General features: G+C 68.8%; 15 protein-coding genes. 3 read left to right on the top strand and 12 right to left on the bottom strand.

What is annotated here, in order from left to right:
* Window positions 1-54: 54 nt before the first annotated feature.
* Genes QZ853_RS10935 through pilG form a run of 4 tightly spaced genes read right to left on the bottom strand, consistent with a single transcriptional unit; the run spans window position 55 to window position 3,445 of the window.
* Window positions 55-2,091 carry a methyl-accepting chemotaxis protein gene (locus QZ853_RS10935; RefSeq protein ID WP_295572962.1) on the bottom strand — a complete coding sequence of 679 codons (2,037 nt, stop codon included), beginning with the start codon at window positions 2,089-2,091 and terminating at the stop codon, window positions 55-57.
* 41 nt (window positions 2,092-2,132) lie between these two features.
* Entirely contained in the window at window positions 2,133-2,663 is a 531-nt protein-coding gene (locus QZ853_RS10930) for a chemotaxis protein CheW (RefSeq protein ID WP_005410716.1), read from the bottom strand.
* Window positions 2,663-3,025, bottom strand: a complete 363-nt coding sequence (locus QZ853_RS10925; RefSeq protein WP_005410717.1) for a response regulator — start codon at window positions 3,023-3,025, stop codon at window positions 2,663-2,665. Before QZ853_RS10925 ends, QZ853_RS10930 begins: the two co-directional genes overlap by 1 nt.
* Window positions 3,026-3,043: 18 nt before the next feature.
* On the bottom strand, window positions 3,044-3,445 hold the full coding sequence (gene pilG / locus QZ853_RS10920) for a twitching motility response regulator PilG (protein WP_005418455.1): 402 nt from the start codon (window positions 3,443-3,445) through the stop codon (window positions 3,044-3,046).
* A 240-nt stretch (window positions 3,446-3,685) separates the two neighbouring features.
* Between pilG and gshB the strand changes: the two genes are divergently transcribed.
* On the top strand, window positions 3,686-4,633 hold the full coding sequence (gene gshB / locus QZ853_RS10915; protein ID WP_295572958.1) for a glutathione synthase: 948 nt from the start codon (window positions 3,686-3,688) through the stop codon (window positions 4,631-4,633).
* Complete coding sequence (locus QZ853_RS10910) at window positions 4,633-5,517, top strand: energy transducer TonB (RefSeq protein WP_295572956.1); 885 nt, start codon at window positions 4,633-4,635, stop codon at window positions 5,515-5,517. Before gshB ends, QZ853_RS10910 begins: the two co-directional genes overlap by 1 nt.
* A 238-nt stretch (window positions 5,518-5,755) precedes the next feature.
* Here the strand turns inward: QZ853_RS10910 and tsaB are convergent, their stop codons facing one another.
* From tsaB to QZ853_RS10870, 8 genes are all read right to left on the bottom strand, one after another.
* Entirely contained in the window at window positions 5,756-6,469 is a 714-nt protein-coding gene (gene tsaB / locus QZ853_RS10905; protein ID WP_295572953.1) for a tRNA (adenosine(37)-N6)-threonylcarbamoyltransferase complex dimerization subunit type 1 TsaB, read from the bottom strand.
* Between the two features lie 9 nt (window positions 6,470-6,478).
* Window positions 6,479-8,527: an ATP-dependent DNA helicase gene (locus tag QZ853_RS10900; protein ID WP_295572950.1), complete on the bottom strand. Its 2,049-nt coding sequence runs from the start codon at window positions 8,525-8,527 to the stop codon at window positions 6,479-6,481.
* 168 nt (window positions 8,528-8,695) lie between these two features.
* Window positions 8,696-9,232: a hypothetical protein gene (locus QZ853_RS10895; RefSeq protein ID WP_295572946.1), complete on the bottom strand. Its 537-nt coding sequence runs from the start codon at window positions 9,230-9,232 to the stop codon at window positions 8,696-8,698.
* Entirely contained in the window at window positions 9,229-11,667 is a 2,439-nt protein-coding gene (mrcB, locus tag QZ853_RS10890) for a penicillin-binding protein 1B (protein WP_295572943.1), read from the bottom strand. The genes QZ853_RS10895 and mrcB overlap by 4 nt, the downstream gene beginning before the upstream one ends.
* A gap of 84 nt (window positions 11,668-11,751) precedes the next feature.
* Window positions 11,752-12,804, bottom strand: a complete 1,053-nt coding sequence (locus QZ853_RS10885) for a glycosyltransferase family 2 protein (RefSeq protein ID WP_295572941.1) — start codon at window positions 12,802-12,804, stop codon at window positions 11,752-11,754.
* Between the two features lie 73 nt (window positions 12,805-12,877).
* Window positions 12,878-13,768 carry a hypothetical protein gene (locus tag QZ853_RS10880; protein WP_295572938.1) on the bottom strand — a complete coding sequence of 297 codons (891 nt, stop codon included), beginning with the start codon at window positions 13,766-13,768 and terminating at the stop codon, window positions 12,878-12,880.
* Between the two features lie 64 nt (window positions 13,769-13,832).
* Window positions 13,833-15,404: a hypothetical protein gene (locus QZ853_RS10875; protein ID WP_295572935.1), complete on the bottom strand. Its 1,572-nt coding sequence runs from the start codon at window positions 15,402-15,404 to the stop codon at window positions 13,833-13,835.
* A 30-nt stretch (window positions 15,405-15,434) separates the two neighbouring features.
* Window positions 15,435-17,591 carry a bifunctional (p)ppGpp synthetase/guanosine-3',5'-bis(diphosphate) 3'-pyrophosphohydrolase gene (locus QZ853_RS10870; RefSeq protein WP_295572933.1) on the bottom strand — a complete coding sequence of 719 codons (2,157 nt, stop codon included), beginning with the start codon at window positions 17,589-17,591 and terminating at the stop codon, window positions 15,435-15,437.
* Window positions 17,592-17,720: 129 nt separating this feature from the next.
* On the opposite strand from QZ853_RS10870, the gene QZ853_RS10865 reads away from it, so the two are divergent.
* Complete coding sequence (locus tag QZ853_RS10865) at window positions 17,721-18,257, top strand: hypothetical protein (RefSeq protein WP_295572930.1); 537 nt, start codon at window positions 17,721-17,723, stop codon at window positions 18,255-18,257.
* The last annotated feature ends 54 nt before the right edge of the window (window positions 18,258-18,311 follow it).

Here is an 18,311-nt window from a genome sequence, read left to right as displayed (position 1 = left end):
GTGGGGAATGGAAATGCTTCATCGACTGGTTCCTTGCTCGCCGCCCTGCCCGCGTCACGCCGGCAGCTTGAAGTCGGCGACCGAACGACGCAGGTCCGCCGCCAGCTGCGCGAGGTGGCCGATCGATTCGGCGGTCTGCCCAGCGCCCTGCGAGGTCTGGCCGGTGATCTGCCGGATCACGCCCATCGTGCGGGTGATGTCCGAGGCCGCGGCCGACTGCTGCTGGGCGGCAATGGAGATGTTCTTGATAAGGGTGTTCAGTGCATTGGACACGCGCTCGATCTCGGTCAGCGCGGTGCCGGCGTCCTCGGCCAGGCGTGCACCGGACACCACTTCAGCGGTGGTCTGTTCCATCGACGTCACCGCTTCATTGGTATCGGCCTGAATGGCCTGCACCAGGTTTTCGATGCGTCGCGTCGCACCCGAAGTACGTTCCGCCAGGCGCTGCACTTCGTCGGCCACGACCGCGAAACCGCGGCCGGCCTCACCGGCCGAGGCCGCCTGCACGGCGGCGTTCAACGCCAGAATGTTGGTCTGCTCGGAAATGTCGTTGATCAGTTCCACGATCGAGCCGATTTCCTGCGACGACTCGCCCAGGCGCTTGATGCGCTTGGAGGTTTCCTGGATCTGGTCGCGGATCTGGTCCATGCCCTGGATGGTCTCGCGCACCACGCCGGCACCCTCGGCGGCGATCACCACCGAGCGCTGTGCCACGTCGGCCGACTCGGCCGAGTTGCGCGACACCTGCTCGATGCTCGCCGCGATTTCGCCGATGCGGTCGGAGGCCGAGGTGATCTGGTTGGCCTGGTGGCCGGCCGCCTCTGCCAGCTGCATGGCGGTGGCCTGGGTTTCCTGGGTGGACACCGCAACCTTGGCCGAGGTGTCGTTGATGGTGGTCACCAGGTGGCGCAGCTCGTCAACCGCGTAATTGATTGCGTCGGCGATCGCGCCGGTCATGTCCTCGGTCACCGAGGCTTTCACCGTCAGGTCACCCTCACCGAGGGAGGAGATTTCATCCAGCAACCGCATGATCGCCTGCTGGTTACGGCTGTTGAATTCCACCTGGGTCTGGTAGCGAAGCTCCTGCTCGCGCGAGCGGCTGCGCACGTTGGTGGAAACGAAGCCGATGATCGCGATCAGCGACAGCGCACCGGACACCACGCCGATCCAGAAGTTCGGGAACAGGCGGGTATCGGACACCGAGCCGAACGAGGAGAACGCTTCGAACAGCTTGCGGCTGTCGTCCAGCATGTGCGCCGAGCCCTGGCCCAGCGCGGTGGCGGCCGACTGCGCGGCGAACAGCTGGCGCGAGCTGGCCAGGATCGCGTCAGCGTCCTGCTTCATCGCCTGCCACTTCTGCTGCGACTGCTCCAGCGCGGCCACGGCGGCGGCACCGCGCACGGCGGTGATGCCCAGTTCTTCGTTGCCATTGCGCAGGCCGTCAAGCACCTGCGAGAACACGGTGATGTCGCGTGCCAGCGCATCGCCGGCAGTCGCCGCAGCACTGCCGCCGGCGCGCATTTCGGTCACGCGGCGGGCCATCGAGCCGGCCACCACCACCTGCTGCAGCGCGCTGTACACCTGCGCCGACGGTGCGCCGGAGGCGGACATCGCACGCACCAGCTCGTTCAGCTGGGCCTGCAGGCCCGGCACTGCGCCGGTGAAGTTGTTGGCGTTGCCGGCCAGCGCCAGCACCGCCGGCTCGCTGGCGACCAGCTGCCCGGCCTGCTTGCCCAGCGGCGCCCAGGTTTCACCCAGCGTGGTGATCGCGCCGGACACGCCCGGCTCCTTGCCGTAGCGGCCCTGCAGGGTCGACACGTTCTGCTCGATCGCGTTGCGGGTCGCCTTGAAGGCAGTGAACGCCTGTGCGTTGCCGCCCACCGCGTCACGGCCCTGGTTGGCCAGCTGCTGCGACAGCACCTGCAGGTCGGCGGCCTTGGAGCCGGCGTCGGCCAGGCGGCTGCCCTGCCAGGTGGCAACGCCGGTGTTGACGCCGAACAGGATCATCGATGCCAGCAGCAGGAACAGCCAGAGGTTGCTGCCGCCCAGCCGCAGCTTGCCGGATTTGGTGGCGTCCGAAGCAGTACTCATCGTTCAACCTCGATCTTCAATGCAGGGGGCGATGCCCGGCCTCAGGCCGCGGCTTGCCGGAATTCAGGGGTGCGCGACAGCAGCGAGAGCGAGAACACGCCCCAGTCATGGCCGTCGGCATGGAAGGCGCGGTCGACGAAATGGCCGTAGCGCCCCTCGGCCAGCGTGCCGGCTGCGATCTGCTGGTCCAGTTCGAAGCTGCGCTGGCCGAACAGCTCATCGATGGTCAGCGCGACGTCGCCGCCCGCCTGGCGCATGATCAGCACGCGCTGGCCTTCCTGCTGCACGGTGCGCGTGCCTTCCAGGAAGTACTTCAGGTCGACCACCGGGAACAGGTTGCCGCGCAGGTTGCCCACGCCCAGCAGCCACGGCTGCGCGCACGGCACCGGGGTGACCGGCGGCATCGGCACGATTTCCACCACTTCGCGGAAATCGGACACCAGCCGGCGCTGGCCGACGCGGTACCCCACGCCACGCCAGAGGTCCTGGGCGAACTGCCGCTCGGGCAGCTGCACCGCATGGGCCAGGCTGCGCCGTTCGTAGGCTTCGAGGATGTCGAAAGGCGAGCGCATCAGGCCACCAGTTCGTTGATCCGCGCGATCAGTTCATCCTCGCGCGGCGGCTTGACGATGTAATCGGCCGCACCCTGGCGCAGGCCCCAGGCCTTGTCGGTTTCCATCGCCTTGGTACTGACGATGATCACCGGGATGTGCTTGATCGCTGCGTCGCGGGCCATGGCCCGGGTCGCCTGGAAGCCGCTCATGCCGGGCAGGACCACGTCCATCAGCACCAGCTGCGGCACCTGGTCGCGGACCAGCTGCAGTCCATCCTCGGCGTTGTCCGCTTCCAGCACCTCATGGCCGGCACGGCGGAGCCACTGGGTGAACACAGCGCGGTCAGTCGGTGAATCCTCGATCAGAACGATACGAGCCATTGTGCCTTTCCCCCCTGGTCAGGCGTTGACGTATGTGCGGATGGCACCCAGCAGTTCTTCACGCGTGAAAGGCTTCGTCAGGTATTGCTCCGAGCCGACGATGCGTCCCCGCGCCTTGTCGAACAGGCCATCCTTGGACGAGAGCATGATGACCGGGGTCGCCTTGAACAGCTGGTTGCCCTTGATCAGCGCACAGGTCTGGTACCCGTCCAGGCGCGGCATCATGATGTCGACGAAGATGATCTGCGGTTGCTGGTCTGCAATCTTCGCAAGCGCTTCGAAGCCGTCGGTGGCGGTGACCACCTCGCAGCCTTCGCGCTTGAGCAGCGTTTCCGCAGTCCTGCGGATGGTCTTCGAATCATCGATGACCATCACCCGGAGTCCTGCGAGTTCCCCGCCCGCAGTCGTGTTTTCAGTCATTGCCTATCCCCAAGCGAACGGCCCGATCTGTGGCGGAGGCCGCTACGAAAGCGTATCTATATCGCACTTTCCGCGCCCGCTTCAAGGCCGCCCCACGGCACGGGGCGCGGCGCCCTGCTGAACGTGACCGGTTTCGCAATGACTGCGCGGGTGCCGGGCGGACGCAGCGTTGCAATACAACGGGGAGGCGCGCGGCCAGCGTTGCCGCTACCATCAACGCCTTGCCTGACAGGTGCGCCCATGCCGTTGAACCTCATCGTGGTGATGGACCCCATCGCCCACATCAAGATCGCCAAGGACACCACCTTCGCCATGCTGCTGGAAGCCCAGCGCCGCGGCCATGCCCTGCACTACGTGCGGCCGGGCGGGCTGGCTCTGGAAGGCGGCGTCGCGGTGGCCCAGACCGCCCCGCTGCAGGTCCGCGACGACCCAGCCGGCTGGTATGAACTGGGCGCGTTCAGCCGTACCGAATTCGGCCCGGGCCAGATCGTGCTGATGCGCAAGGACCCGCCGGTCGACGCCGAATACGTCTACGACACCCAGGTGCTGGACGTGGCCGCCGCTGCCGGCGCCTGCGTGGTCAACAACCCGCAGGGCCTGCGCGACTACAACGAGAAGCTGGCCGCCCTGCTGTTCCCGCAGTGCTGCCCGCCGACCCTGGTCAGCCGCGACGCCAAGGCGCTGAAGGCGTTCGCCCTGGAACATGGCCAGGCCGTGCTGAAGCCGCTGGACGGGATGGGCGGCCGCTCGATCTTCCGCAGCGGCCAGGGCGACCCGAACCTGAACGTGATCCTGGAAACCCTGACCGACGGCGGCCGCAAGCTGGCGCTGGCCCAGAAGTTCATTCCCGACATCAGCGCCGGCGACAAACGCATCCTGCTGGTCGACGGCGAACCGGTGGACTACTGTCTGGCGCGCATTCCGCAGGGCGACGAGTTCCGCGGCAACCTCGCCGCTGGTGGCCGCGGCGAAGGCCGCCCGCTGAGCGAGCGCGACCGCTGGATCGCTGCCCAGGTCGGCCCGGAAATGAAGCGCCGCGGCATGCGTTTCGTCGGCCTGGACGTGATCGGCGATTACCTGACCGAGGTGAACGTGACCAGCCCGACCTGCGTGCGCGAGCTGGACGCCCAGTACGGCCTGAACATCGCCGGCACCCTGTTCGACGCGATCGAGGCCGGCCTGCGCTGATGGCCGCCGCACCCGCCGTGCTGCCACCGCCGCCGCGCGAAGCGCAGCGGCTGGGGGCGACCATCGCGCTGTCGGTCGTGGTCCACGCCCTGCTGATCCTGGGCGTGGGCTTCGCGGTGAAGGGCGACGCGCCGCTGGTGCCAACGCTGGAAGTAATCTTCAGCCAGACCCGCACCGCGCTGACGCCGAAGCAGGCCGACTTCCTTGCTGCCGCGAACCAGGAAGGCGGCGGCGAGCACGACCGCGCGCAACGTCCGCGAGACAACCAGGCCGGCGTCGTGCCGCAGGCCCAGTCCGGGTTGAGCCCGGTACCACAGCAGCAACAAACGGCCGCGCCCGTTCCGCCGCCGCAGGCGCGCGTGGTCAGCAGCCGCAATGGCCAGGACACGGTGGCGCAGGCGCAGGCCCGGCCAACCCCGGAACGCCCCGAGCCGGACGCGCCACTGACCGCGCGCGAGCAGCGCGATATGGAGATGGCGCGACTGGCGGCGGAAGTACACCTGCGTTCGGCGCAGTATGCCAAGCGCCCGAACCGCAAGTTCGTGTCGGCCAGCACGCGTGAATATGCCTATGCCAATTACCTGCGCGCCTGGGTCGACCGCGCCGAGCAGGTCGGCAACCTGAATTACCCGGACGAGGCAAGGCAGCGCCGTCTCGGCGGCCAAGTGGTGATCAGCGTGGGCGTGCGCCGCGACGGCAGCGTGGAGAGCAGCCGGATCCTGCGTTCAAGCGGGACGCCGTTGCTGGATGAGGCGGCGCTGCGCGTGGTGAAGCTGGCGCAGCCGTTTCCGCCGTTGCCGAAGACCGAGGACGCGATCGACATCCTGCAGGTGACCCGCACGTGGGTGTTCCTGCCCGGCGGCCAACTGCGCGACGACCGGTAGGGGTTTGTTGCCCGGGCCTGCGGCCCGGGACCCGCTGCAAGGCTGGAGCAAAGGCAACAGCAACAGCGGCGGTCGGTGTACTGAAGCTTGGCTGGGCGGTGTGGGCTGCGCAGGGGCGTGAGCCGCATGGAGGCGGCGATCGAGCTTACATGGACGTACTTGCAGCGCCCCTGCGCAGCCCACCCGCCCGGCCAAGCCACGGCTTTTGATTCACGCGGCCAACCCCGCCACGAGAGGCTCAGCCGTTGGCCTTCGCCTTCGCCTCACGCGCGGCCTGCTGCTCGACCAGGGTGAGTGCCACGTTGTCACGCAGGTACGCGGGCTCGACCTGCTCCGGCGCAATCGCCTCGCCACGCGCGAACGCCGGCACCGCCAGTGCGAGCACGTCCGATGCCCGCGGCAGTGCTGTCGCATCGAATCCGCGAAGGCCACTGCCCAACTGCGCCACCAGCGCGCCGTCGGCTGCGCCGAAGCCGGTGCCGACGCCATAGGCCGACAGCCCGTCCGGCAGCGCCACTGCTGCCGGTGCACATACACGCTCGCCATCGCGTGCGAGCGGCAGGCCGTCAACACGCTCGAAGCGCGCAACGTACAACTCTCCCATCCGTGCGTCGATCGCCGACAGGATCTGCGTTTCCTCCGCTGGTGCCCGCAGCGCCAGCACCTGCAGCGTCGAGACCGGCAGCAACGGACGATCCAGCGCCAGTGCGATGCCCTGCGCGATGGCGATCGCCAGGCGCACGCCGGTGAAAGCACCAGGACCACGGCTGAGGGCGATGCCGTCCAGCTGGCGGCGGCTGATGCCGGCTTCGGCCAGCAGCGCCTCGGCCCACGGCAGGCTCAGTTCGGCATGCCGGCGCGGGGCGATCTCGAAACGTTCGAGCACCTGCCCATCGACATGCAGGGCAACGGAACAGGCTTCGGTGGCGGTTTCAAAGGCGAGCAGTTTCATCGGATCAGGTCAGAACAGGGGGAACGTGGCACCGGGCGCCGGCTCCGGGCCCGCCACGGGGGCAGCATCCGGCACGGCATCATTGGCCACGGGCGCCCATTGTGGCGTAAAGAAGGCCTGCACATCGGCCAGGCTGCGGGTGCGGCGGAACGGCGGCAGCGAATCGAGGAAGACCCGGCCGTAGCCGCGATTGAGCAGTCGCGGGTCGCACAGCACCAGCACGCCACGATCGCTCTCGCTGCGGATCAGCCGGCCGACACCCTGCTTCAGCGCGATCACCGCCTGCGGCAGCTGCTCGTCGCGGAACGGGTTGCCGCCCTGGCTGCGGATCGCCTCCAGCCGCGCCTCGTACACCGGGTCATCCGGGGCAGCAAACGGCAGCTTGTCGATCATCACCACGCTCAGCGCCTCACCGACCACGTCGACGCCTTCACGGAAACTGGCCGAGCCCAGCAGCACGCCATTACCCGATTCGCGGAAGCGCTGCAGCAGGGTCGCACGCGGCGCCTCGCCCTGCACGAACAGCGGCCACGGCCCGTCGCGCAGCGCCTCGGCCGCTTCGCGCAGCGCACGGTGCGAGGCGAACAGCAGGAACGCCCTGCCCTGCGAGGCCTGCAGGACCGGCCGCAACGACTGGATCAGCGCGGTGCCGAAGCCGCGTGCGGCCGGATCGGGCAGGCCCTCCGGCAGGTAACACAACGCCTGCTCCGGCCAATTGAACGGGCTGGGCTGGACCAGCGTCTGCGGATCCTCCAGGCCAAGCCGCGTGGCGATGTGATCGAAACGACTGCCCACGGTCAGCGTGGCCGAAGTGAAGATCCACGCCGCGCGGCTGCGTTCGCGATGCTCGCGCAACGGGCCGGATACATCCATCGGCGTGCGCTGGCAGCGGAAACCGCGTGGCGTCAGTTCGTACCAGAGCACGTCTGCGGCATTCGCCACCTGCGTCGGGTCGGTATCGAAATGGAGGGCTGGCTCATCATCACCCAGCCATCGGCTGAGTCGCGAGACCGCCTCGCGCGCCCGAGCATGGCAAGCATCCAGGCCCGCAGCCGCTTCGCGCAGCGGCTGCAGTGCCTGCTCCAGGGTCACCAACCCTGCCATCACCGTATCGAATCCGTCGCGCACCTGTGGCATCGCCAGCGCGCGCCATTGCGTGCCACGCGACGGCAGTCCCTCCATCGCCGAGCGCAGCGCCAACAGCGACTGCTGCAACTGGTCGACGGGGTCCTGCAGCGCCGACTGCGCGCCGCCCACGCCACGCGCTTCGGCCAAGCAGTCGCGGCCCAGTTCCTGCCACGGGCGCATGCCGAAACCTTCGCCGAAGAACTGCGCGGCCAACTCGGGCAGCTGATGCGCTTCGTCGATGACGAAGGCCTGCGCCCCAGGCAACAACTCGCCAAAGCCGTCCTGCTTCAGTGCCAGGTCGGCCAGCAGCAGGTGATGGTTGACCACCACCACGTCTGCAGCCTGCGCGCGCTGCCGCGCACGCACCACGAAGCAGTCGTCCCAGAACGGGCAGTCGGTGCCCAGGCAGTTGTCGACGGTGGAGGTGACCATCGGCAGCAGCGGCGAATCATCGGCCAGACCGTCCAGTTCAGCGATGTCGCCGAACTGCGAGCGACCGGACCAGGCCAGGATGCGCTGGAACTGTGCGGCCTGTTCGGGGCTGGAAAAGCGCGGCTCGCCACGCACCTGTTGCAGACGATAGCGGCACAGGTAGTTCGCGCGCCCTTTCAGCAGCGCGCTGCGCAGGCCGACCCCAAGTGCCTGCCGCACACGCGGCAGGTCGCGGTGGTAGAGCTGGTCCTGCAGCGCGCGGGTGCCGGTGGAAATGATCGTGCGCAGCCCGGACAGCAGCACCGGTACCAGGTAGGCGAAGGTCTTGCCGGTGCCGGTACCGGCCTCGGCCAGCAGCAGGTCGCGCTGCTGCAATGCATCGGCGATGGCCTCGGTCAGGCGCAGCTGGGCCGGACGCGGGACGAACGCATCCAGCTGCGAAGCGAGCGCGCCGCCATCGCTGAGGGCTTCGCGGCTGGCATGGACAAGGTCGGACATCAGAGGGAAAGGATACCCGGCCGGGCGCTGCCCGGCACCCGTTTCAAGCCAGGGCAGGTGCAACAGCAACAGCGGTGTTCATGGTTCTGGGTTGCTGCGTGCCCACCACCCGCATCCATCAGTACGTGCGCGCCGCAGAGGGGGCAGCGCCCGATGGAGTGGAATACCTCAGTACCGCTTGATCCCCGGCACCGTGCAGCCTTCAATCTGCGCGTGCGCCGACACCGCATTCTCCTTCTCGCCCCGCGCCAGGCGCGACTGTTCGATCGTCGCCCAATGCCGGCGGCACAACGGCCCGGTCTTCGAACCCAGATCGACCGCCTTGCGTGCGAACGTTTCCGCCTGTGCCCACTGGCCCTGCAGCAACGCCAGTTCGGCACGCTCCTGCAGCACCGCCGGGTCACCGGCCACGATCTGCAAGGCGTGGTCCAGGCTGATGGCCGCGCCGGCCAGGTCGTTGGCCTGGCGCTGTGCCTGCGCCGTCATGCGCAGGTCTTCCACCTGCGAATCACGCAGCGGCTGCACCGACAGTTCCTTGTCGTCCGGCCCCGCCGCGGCATCGACCGCCGCCAGGCGCTGCGCCGGCGTGGTGACATCGACCGGCTTGCTCACCGGCGGCGCGCTGCTGACACAGGCGGCCAGGGCCACGCTAAGGCCGGTCACGGCCAAGGGACGCAGAAGGATTCGGATGCTCATCGGTTTCATCGGCTCGGAGGGGGAGTGGCCGCAGCCGGGGCTGCGGCAGGTTCTGCGGGCGGCTCCGGCTTGCGGTCCAGGCCGAACCAGCTGCGCCAGCCACCACCTTCGCCCTCGGCGCCCTCCTGGGCCTCCGGCGAAACGGCCGGCGCGCACGGCGCATAGGCCGGTGCGTAGCCCACCACAAACGGGAAGCGGCGCGCGCCCGGGCAGCCTTCATCGGTGCTGTTGATGCCGGTGGCGGCCACCGACTGCCAGTCCAGGCCCTTGTTGCTGACCCGCAGCGGGGCACTCGGCAAGCGCTGGAAAATGCCCGACCACACCCGCATCGCGCCGGTGGCGCCGTACAGGCCAGCCTGTTCGTTCTGGTCGTTGCCGATCCAGATCACCGCCAGGTGGTCGCCGGTGTAACCGGCATACCAGCTGTCGCGGCCGTCGTTGGTGGTACCAGTCTTGCCCGCTGGCTGCAGGCGGCTGAGGCCGTCGGCGTTGAGGCGCTGCGCAGTGCCGCTGGCGACCACCTGCTGCAGGCCCACGCTGATCAGGTTGGCGGCGATCGAGTCGCCTTCCTGTGCCGGCGCCGGGGTCTTGTCATAGCGCTTGAGCAGCTTGCCCTGCGGATCGAGCACGCCACGCACGGCATGCAGCGGCTGGATCTCGCCACCGGATGCCAGGAACTGGTACAGCTGTGCCATCGCGTACGGGCTCTGATCGGTCGAGCCGAGGATCACCGCCGGGTTTGGATCGGCCTTGATGCCCGCCAGCACATGGATCAGCTGGGTCACCCGCTCGGGGCCGACCTGCATGCCCACGCGCACGGTGGCCTGGTTGTAGGAATGGGCCAGCGCGTCGATCAGGCGCACCGTGCCATGGCTGCGGTTGTCCGCATTGCCCGGACTCCAGTTGCGGCCGCGGCCGAGCTGCACGGTCACTGGAGAATCGTCGACCCAGCTGGCCAACGAGTAGCGATCCGGCTGCGCCAGCGCCAGCAGGTACACGAACGGCTTCAGCAGCGAGCCCACCGGGCGCTGTGCCTCGATCGCTCGGTTGAAGCCCACTTCGGACACTTCACGGCTACCGATCACCGCCAGCACGTCACCGTTGTGCACGTCGGTCAGCACCATGCCGGCCTGCAGTTCCGGGCGACGCTTGCTTTCCAGCGACTTGAGGGTGCGGGTCACCGCGCCTTCGGCATAGGCCTGCGCGGAGGGCGACATGCCGGTCATCACGCTCAGGCCCGCGCCCTGCAGCGCCGATTCCGGATAGTCATGGCCAAGCTGGCGTCGGACGAGGTCCACATAAGCCGGGAAGCGGTTGGCTGCGACCAGGCCCGGGGTCTTCGGTACGCCCAGCGGTGCCTTCAGCGCACGCTGGTACTCGGCATCGTCGATCAGCGTGGCCTCGTGCAGCTTGCCCAGCACGAAGTTGCGCCGATCCAGCGCGCGTTCCGGGTTGCGCCGCGGGTCGTAGAACGACGGCCCCTTGACCAGGCCGATCAGCAATGCGATCTGCTCGGTCTCCAGCGAAGACAGGTCACGCCCGAACCAGAACTCCGCACCGGACGACATGCCATGGATCGCCTGGCTGCCGCGCTGGCCGAGGTACACCTGGTTGAGATAGGCCTCGAAGATGGTGCGCTTGTCATAGCGCGCCTCCATGATCAGCGCATACAGCACTTCATTGAATTTGCGGGTGATCGTCTGCTCCTTGCCGATGCCGAGCAGGCCGCTGCGGGCCAGCTGCTGGGTCAGCGTGGACGCACCCTGGCGGCTCTGGCCACCGGAACGGATTGTCACCCACACCGCGCGCGCGATGCCGGACAGGTCGATGCCGTGATGGCGGTTGAAGTCCTTGTCCTCCACCGCCTGCAGGCCGGTCACCAGCAGATCCGGCGCTTCGTCCATGCGGATCAGGCGACGCTCTTCCTGCTTCTGCCCGTACAGGGTGGCGATGCGCGCCGGGTCCAGACGCGCCGCCTTCAGCGCCTTGCGGGTGTCGGCGTCGCGCAGCGAGGCGACGCCACCGTCGGCCAGCGACAGTTCGAGCCGGCGCGCGGCGACACGGCCGTCGACATCGTTGTAGCCTCGGCTGGAAATGACGAAGCGGCCGCCGTTCACCGCATAGGTGGCCGGCTCCTTGCCCTGCCCGTCATCGCGGTAGGCCGAAGCGGCCAATTCGGTTTTCAGGGTCGCCGCGTCCATCGCCTTGCCCGGCGCCAGCACCAGCGGACGCGCGTAGACACGGGTGGGGATCTGCCAGCGCAGTTCACCGAAGCGCTGGGTCACCTGCTGGTTCAGGTAGAGCGTATACGGAATCAGGAAACCCAATCCCAACGCGACCGCAGCCATGCTCCAGGTGATCAGGCGACGCCGCCACAGCGGACTATCGTCCTGCGGGTCGTCGTCGATATCGTCGATGTCGTCGGAATCGTAGCGTCGGGGCACGGGGATGCGGGCAGGTAGGGTCTGGCGAGTCTAACGCAGGCGCAGTGGTGGCTGGCAGCCGCTGGACCGCGGTTTCACTGCAGTTCAAGCTGCGCGCGGTGCCCGCCAGCCGGCCGTGGCCCCCGCCAGCGCGGCGCGCACGCCCTTCCAGCCGGCGCCGGCCAGGCACACATTAGCCAGCCGGGCCAGCAGTCGCGGGGTGTCATGGGCGATCCAGCGCACGGAAACATCCGCACGCCGATACAGCTGCACGCGCGACCAGGCCATGCGCCAGGCCAGCGCATGAAGGCCCTTCAAACGCGCCGGTGCGAGGGTGACGCCACGCTGCCGCAGCAGGGCATCCAGGCCCAGCAGGCGCCCCCCCGTGCGCTGGCGCGCCTGCGCATCGAACAGGTCGAGACGACGCAACCGCTGCACGAAACTGCGGCGGCTGGCGCCGATCTGGTTGTTGCCGTGCTGCCGGTAGTCGATGGTCGGCTCGGCCAGCATGTCCAGCCCACCCTGCAGCGATGCATGGATCGCCAGCCATTCGTCATGGCTCCAACCTGCAGGTACCGGCAGCGATCCGGCCAGCAGCGTCCGGCGCAGGGCACAGGTCGCGCCAGTGACAAAGTTGCGCTGCAGGATCACCTCGACCGCCTGGCCTGACCGCTCCAGCTCCACCTCGGCCGGGTGCACCTTCAGTACGTCCAGCAAGCGCTGGCCCAGCGGCGCGCCCTGCGCATCCACCAGCCGCGCATCGCTGTGCAGCAGCAACAGTCCGGCATCGGCCTGGAAGCGCTGCACGAAGGTGCGCACACGTCCCGGATGCCAGACATCATCCTGGTCGCACAGGAACAGGATATCGGCCCCGCAGCGCTGCAGCGCGTCGGTGAAGTTGCGCACATAGCCCAGGTTGCGCGTGTGCTGCACCAGCTCGACCCGGATGCCCAGTGCTTCGGCACGCGGCACGAAGGCCCGCAGCAAGGGCAGCGTCTGGTCGCTGGAGCCGTCGTCGCCGATCACGATCTCGTGCACCGGCAGATCCTGGTCGAGGATGCTGTCCAGCTGCGCCTGCAGGTAGCGCGCACCGTTGTAGGTGCACAGCGCAACGCCAATGCGCTCGACGGGGGCCGATCGGTATGGCGCGTCAGGCATCTAGCGTACTCGCAGGGAACAAGGCCGGGCGATGGTAGCAGAGCCCCCGGCGATGCACGGATACCGCTGCTGACTAGTGATTGCCGGGCACCGCGGCGATCCGTTGCAGCGCCTGCGCGGCGCTCATCGGTTGCCACGTCTGCGCCTCCGGCCGGAACGGCCGGGGCTGCACGCCAAGCAATGCCTGCAGCGGGCCGTTGTCGGCGATCAGGTCCTGCTGCAGGCGCGACACTGGGCCGCGCGCACGCGGCAGCAACGCCGCCAGTCCGCGAAGTGTGCCTCCCGGCAGGGGCAGCGCCAGCGTCGATTGCGACAGGCTGGCATGCACGCGACGGAACATCGCATGGTACGGCAGGCGCTCGCCACCACCGATTTCCAGCACGCGCGCCGCGCCCGCACCGGTGGTGATGCAGGCCAGCACCGCCCGCGCGATGTCATCGGCGTGCACCGGTTGGCGCAGGCCACTGGCCAGCGGAATCGGGAACACGCGCAGGCGCAGTGCACGCTGCACGATCGGGGTGATGCTGCGGTCGATGCCGGCCCCATAGATCAGGGTCGGGCGCAGGATCGTCCACGCCATGCCCAGCCGCTCGGCCTGCGCGATCAGGCCTGCTTCGCCCCGCTGCAGCATCGCCACCACGTCCTGCTCGTCAGCCTGTGCGGAGTCCTGCTTGCTCAGCACGCTCATCGAACTGGTGGCGATGACGTGCCGCGCCGGCGCGGTGGCCTGCCGGCCGAGCCAGGCGGCCAGGCCTTCCAGCGGCCCGAAGCTGGCGATGGCCTGCCAGTGGGGAGACGGCACGCTGTCCAGCGCGCCAGCCAGATCCCCGCACAGCCATTGCACGCCGTCCTGCGCCGGTTGCGGTTGCCGGCTCACCGCCTGCACCTGCATGCCCGCCTGCATCAGCCGCGGCAGCAGGAAGCGGCCGATCTGGCTGGTGGCTCCGGAAACAAGGACGGTCATCGGCACTCCGTGGGACATCGCGGCGGGGCTGCCCACTATAACGAGCACTGCAGCATCAGATCGCTCATGGCGACGACACCCCGATATCGCGCAGGCGCTGCCGCAGCTGCTGGTACTCGCTGCTGGAGGCGCTGACGCCCAGTTCGCCGGCCTGCTGCAGCGCGCGTTCGGCGAATGCCACATCGCCATTGCCCAGGCGCTCGCTGCCGATCGCCAGCCAGCGCTGTGCCAGCCGCTGGCGCGCCGCGGGCAGGCCGCTCGCGGTAGGTGAGAGGGTCTGCCAGGCCTGCAGGCAGGCACCCGCCGCCTGCACGCGGTTCTGCCGCAGGTTGTCGTCGAAGCAACGACGGCTGGCAGGCAGCAGGCGCGCGGCGGCAGCCTTGACCCGCGGATCGCGCGGCGCCAATGCCTGCACCTCGCGCAGCGCATCAAACGCACTGTGCCCGGGCGGGCTGATCCACTGGCCGGCGTTCTCGGCACGTTCGATCCTGCGCAGGTAGTCGCGCAGTTGCCGCTCGCGCTGGGGGCGGCCCAGCGCAGGCTGCTGCAGCGCCTGCTGGGCCTGCTGCGCGCGTTGCAGACGCTGCGCCAGCTGCTGTCGCGCCGCCAGCGAAGCGCCCAACTGCTCGGCCAGCACCGCATCGCGCTGCGCGGCCTCGAACTGGAAATCGTCGGCCTGGGTCTGGCTGCGCGCCAGCACGGCCTGCAGCGTCTGCTCGCGGCCGCGCTGCGCCCTCGGATCGTCCGGCGCCACCGCCAGCACTGCCAGGAACCCTTTCGCTGCCGTTTCCAGCTGGTGCCGCTGCAACGCCCGCTGCGCCAGCCGCAAGCGCTGATCGACCCCCTGCGCCAGCGCCTCCTGGCTGGCTGGCAGATCGGCGTGGCCGGCATCGAACTGGCGCGCGCGCAGCAGTATCGCGTTGGCCTCGGCCAGTTCCCCGCGTCCGGCCAGCGTGCGAGCGTGTTGCAACAGATCGCTCAGTGCATCCTCACGCCCTTCCAGCGCGGGCAGGCTGTCCGGCTGCAGCACCAGGATGCGCTGGAACAGCGGCAGTGCACTGCTTTCGCTATCATCCAGGCGCCCGGCCGCGAAGGCATTACGGGCCTGCGCCAGCAGCGCACCGATCCCGGCCCCGGCATTGCGCCGGGCCTGCAACTGGCGCGCGACGGCATCCGCTTCACCCTGTGGCACCTGTAGTTCGCGGGCAAGTGCGAGTGCCTGCGCGCTACCGTCCAGGTCGCCACCTTGCAGCTTGTCGCGCGCCTGTTGCAGCGCTGCCGCCCCCGTGCGTGCCAGGCCCTGTCGCGCCTGCAGGCGATCACCATCCAGGGCCAGCACTGCCTGGTAGCGCTCGCGTGCGCCACTGCCATCGGCTGCGCTCAGACGGCCGGCGGCCAGTGCGCGATCACCCTCGGTCAACAACTGCTCGATCTGCGGCTCATCCCAGAACCAGTCAGCCAGCGGCTTGCGCAGCAGCACCAGCAGCACGAACACCGCCAGCGCCGCGAGCAGCGCCCAGCGCCAGACCCGGCGCGCATGGCGTGCCTGCAGCCACCACCAACGGCCTTCGCGGCGGACGCGGTCCAGCGCCGGATGTCCAGCACCGTGCGGGCGATGCAGAGGCTCGCGTTCCATGCGTGCAGGATAGCCGGGGCAGCGTGAAGCTCAGCCCAGGCGACGGGCCTCGCTCACGCCCGGAAGCGCGTCCAGCTTGCCCAGCAGGGTCGACAGCTGGCCGTAATCGCTGACCTTCAGCCGCAGACGCAGGTGGGCGCGGCCACTGTTGCGCACGTTGTCACTGTGGATGTCGAGCACATAGGCGTCTTCCTGGGCGATCAGGTTGGTGATGTCCTTCAGCAGCCAGCGACGGTCGACCGCATCGACCACCACGTCCACTTCATAACCGCCGCCGGCCTGGCCCCACTCCACCGGCAGGATGCGCTGCGGGCTGGTGGCGGCCAGCCGGGCCAGCGCAGCACAGTCTGCACGGTGCACGGTGACACCCCGGCTACGGGTCAGGTAGCCGACGATCGGCTCGCCGGCCACCGGCTGGCAGCAGCGTGCCAACTGCACCAGCAGGTTGCCCACGCCCTGCACGGTGAACTTGGATTTGCCCAGGTTCTCGCGGCGTGCGGTCGGGCGCGGCAGGCTCGGCGCAGGTGCCGGCTGGCTTGCGGCACGCTCGGCCTCCAGCAGCGCCCGGCTGACCTGGTTGGGGCCGGTATCGCCCAGCGCCACCTGGATGTACAGGTCATCAATGCCGTCAGCGTGGAACTTCTTCGCCGCCACTGACAGGTCAGAATGCTGCAGCCCCAGCCGCTTCAGCTCGCGCTCGAGCAGTTCGCGGCCGGCCTGCACGTTGCGCGCGCGATCCAGCTTGTGGAACCAGCTGCGCACCTTTTCGCGGGAGCGGTTGCTGGCCAGGAAGCCGTGGGCCGGCATCAGCCAGTCGCGGCGCGGATCGGCCTCCTTGCCGGTCAGGATCTCGACGCGGTCACCGCTGCGCAGGCGGTAGGTCAGCGGCACGATGCGGCCATTGACCTTGGCGCCACGGCAACGGTGGCCGACCATGGTGTGCACCTGGTAGGCGAAATCGAGCGGGGTGGCGCCCTGCGGCAGGTCCAGCACCTCGTCCTTCGGGCTCAGCGCGTAGACCCGGTCCTCGGTCAGCTCGGCATCGAGCGCGCCGGCCAGTTCGTTGCCCTGCCCGTCCTGGGCCTGCTCCAGCAGCTGCCGCATCCAGGTGATCTTGCGATCGAAGGATTTCTCCGCGCCCTTGCCGCCTTCCTTGTACTTCCAGTGCGCGGCCACGCCCAGCTCTGCCTGCGAGTGCATCTCGTGGGTCCGGATCTGCACTTCAATGGTGCGCCCTTCAGGGCCGACCACGGCAGTGTGCAGCGAGCGGTAGTCGTTGGCCTTGGGACGGGCGATGTAGTCGTCGAACTCGCTCGGCACCGGTGCCCACAGTGCATGCACCACGCCCAGCGAGGCGTAGCAGGCGGCGACGTCGTCGACCATCACCCGCACCGCGCGGATGTCGTACAGCTGGTCGAACGCCAGCCGCTTCTTCTGCATCTTCCGCCAGATGCTGTAGATGTGCTTCGGGCGGCCACTGACCTCTGCCTTGATGCCCTGCGCGATCAGTTCGCGCGACAGCACCTTCTTGACGTTCTCGACGTAACGCTCGCGGGCAATGCGGGTCTCGTCCACCTCACGGGCGATGCGCCGGTAGGTTTCCGGTTCCAGGTGGCGGAAGGCCAGATCCTCCAGCTCCCACTTCAGCTGCCAGATGCCCAGGCGGTTGGCCAGCGGCGCGTGGATGTCGCGGGTCAGCTGGGCCAGCGCACGGCGCTGTTCGTCGTCCAGCTTGTCGGCCGCGCGCATCCGCGCCAGCTGCCGTGCCAGCAGGATCGGCACCACGCGCAAATCGCGGATGATCGCCAGCAGCAGCCGGCGCAGGCCCTCACTGTTGCGCCCGGCCTCGCGGCCGGCGTGCAGCGCCCAGACCGGGTCGGCGGCGTCCTGGCCGTCGAGCAGGCCGATCACCGCCGTCTTGTGGTTGCCCAGCGGCAACTGGTCGAGGTTGGCACGCAACCCGGGCAGGTCGAACAGCAGGGCCGCGACCACCGCGCCTTCGTCGGCCGAAAGCATCGACAGCGCATCGAGGGTGTCGCCCAGCACCGACCAGCTGGCGCGCATCTGGTGATCGCATTCCGGCGCTTCCCAGTGCTCGCGCAGGGCCTGGCGCAGCGGAGCAGGCAGCACCGCTGCCGAGGGACGGTTCAACAAGGCATCCAGGCCGGGGACGGAAGCGCGGTTCACAGCATCGAGCAGGCAAGACAGAGGCCCCTACACTAGCGCCGGCACCGTTCAGGGACAATCGCTGTGAGTGCATCGCCGGGCATCAGCACATGCCGCTACACTCGCGGGCAAACCCAGGAGAGTTCCGCCATGCCCTCGATCACCCCACGTTTCCGCCCACGGCTGCTGGCCTGCGCCGCGCTGCTGCTGTCCCTGTCCGCGCCTGCGCTGGCCCAGCGCGTGGTCGATGGCGACCTGCAGCAGCAGATGTCGCCGGCCGAGTTCAAGGCGGCCGGCCTGGACAAGCTGAGCGCGCAGGAACTGGCCACGCTCAACCACTGGCTGCAGGGCAAGGTCGAGGCGGCCACCACCCAGGCCGTGGCCGCAGTGCGCGAGGAAGCCCGCGAGCAGGGACGTCAGGAAGTGATCGTGAAGAACCGCGGCTTCTTCGACTTCGGCAGCAGCGAGCCGATCACCGGCGCGCTGCAGGGCGAGTTCCGCGGCTTCGGCAAGGGTCGTGTCTACGTGCTGGACAACGGCCAGGAGTGGGAGCAGACCGACAGCACCAGCGTGGTCGGTGTGCGCAAGCAGTCGCCCAAGGTCAGCATCAAGCCCGGCGTGATGGGCGTGTGGTACATGAAGGTGGAAGGCGTCAACGCGCAGCCAAAGGTGCGCCGCTCCAAGTAGCGCCGCGGCTTTACCTGTAGAGCCGAGCCCATGCCCGGCTCTACCGCATCACAT

It is taken from the genome of uncultured Stenotrophomonas sp. (assembly GCF_913778665.1).
GTDB lineage: Bacteria > Pseudomonadota > Gammaproteobacteria > Xanthomonadales > Xanthomonadaceae > Stenotrophomonas.
This window is presented reverse-complemented; position numbering and strand designations above follow the sequence as displayed.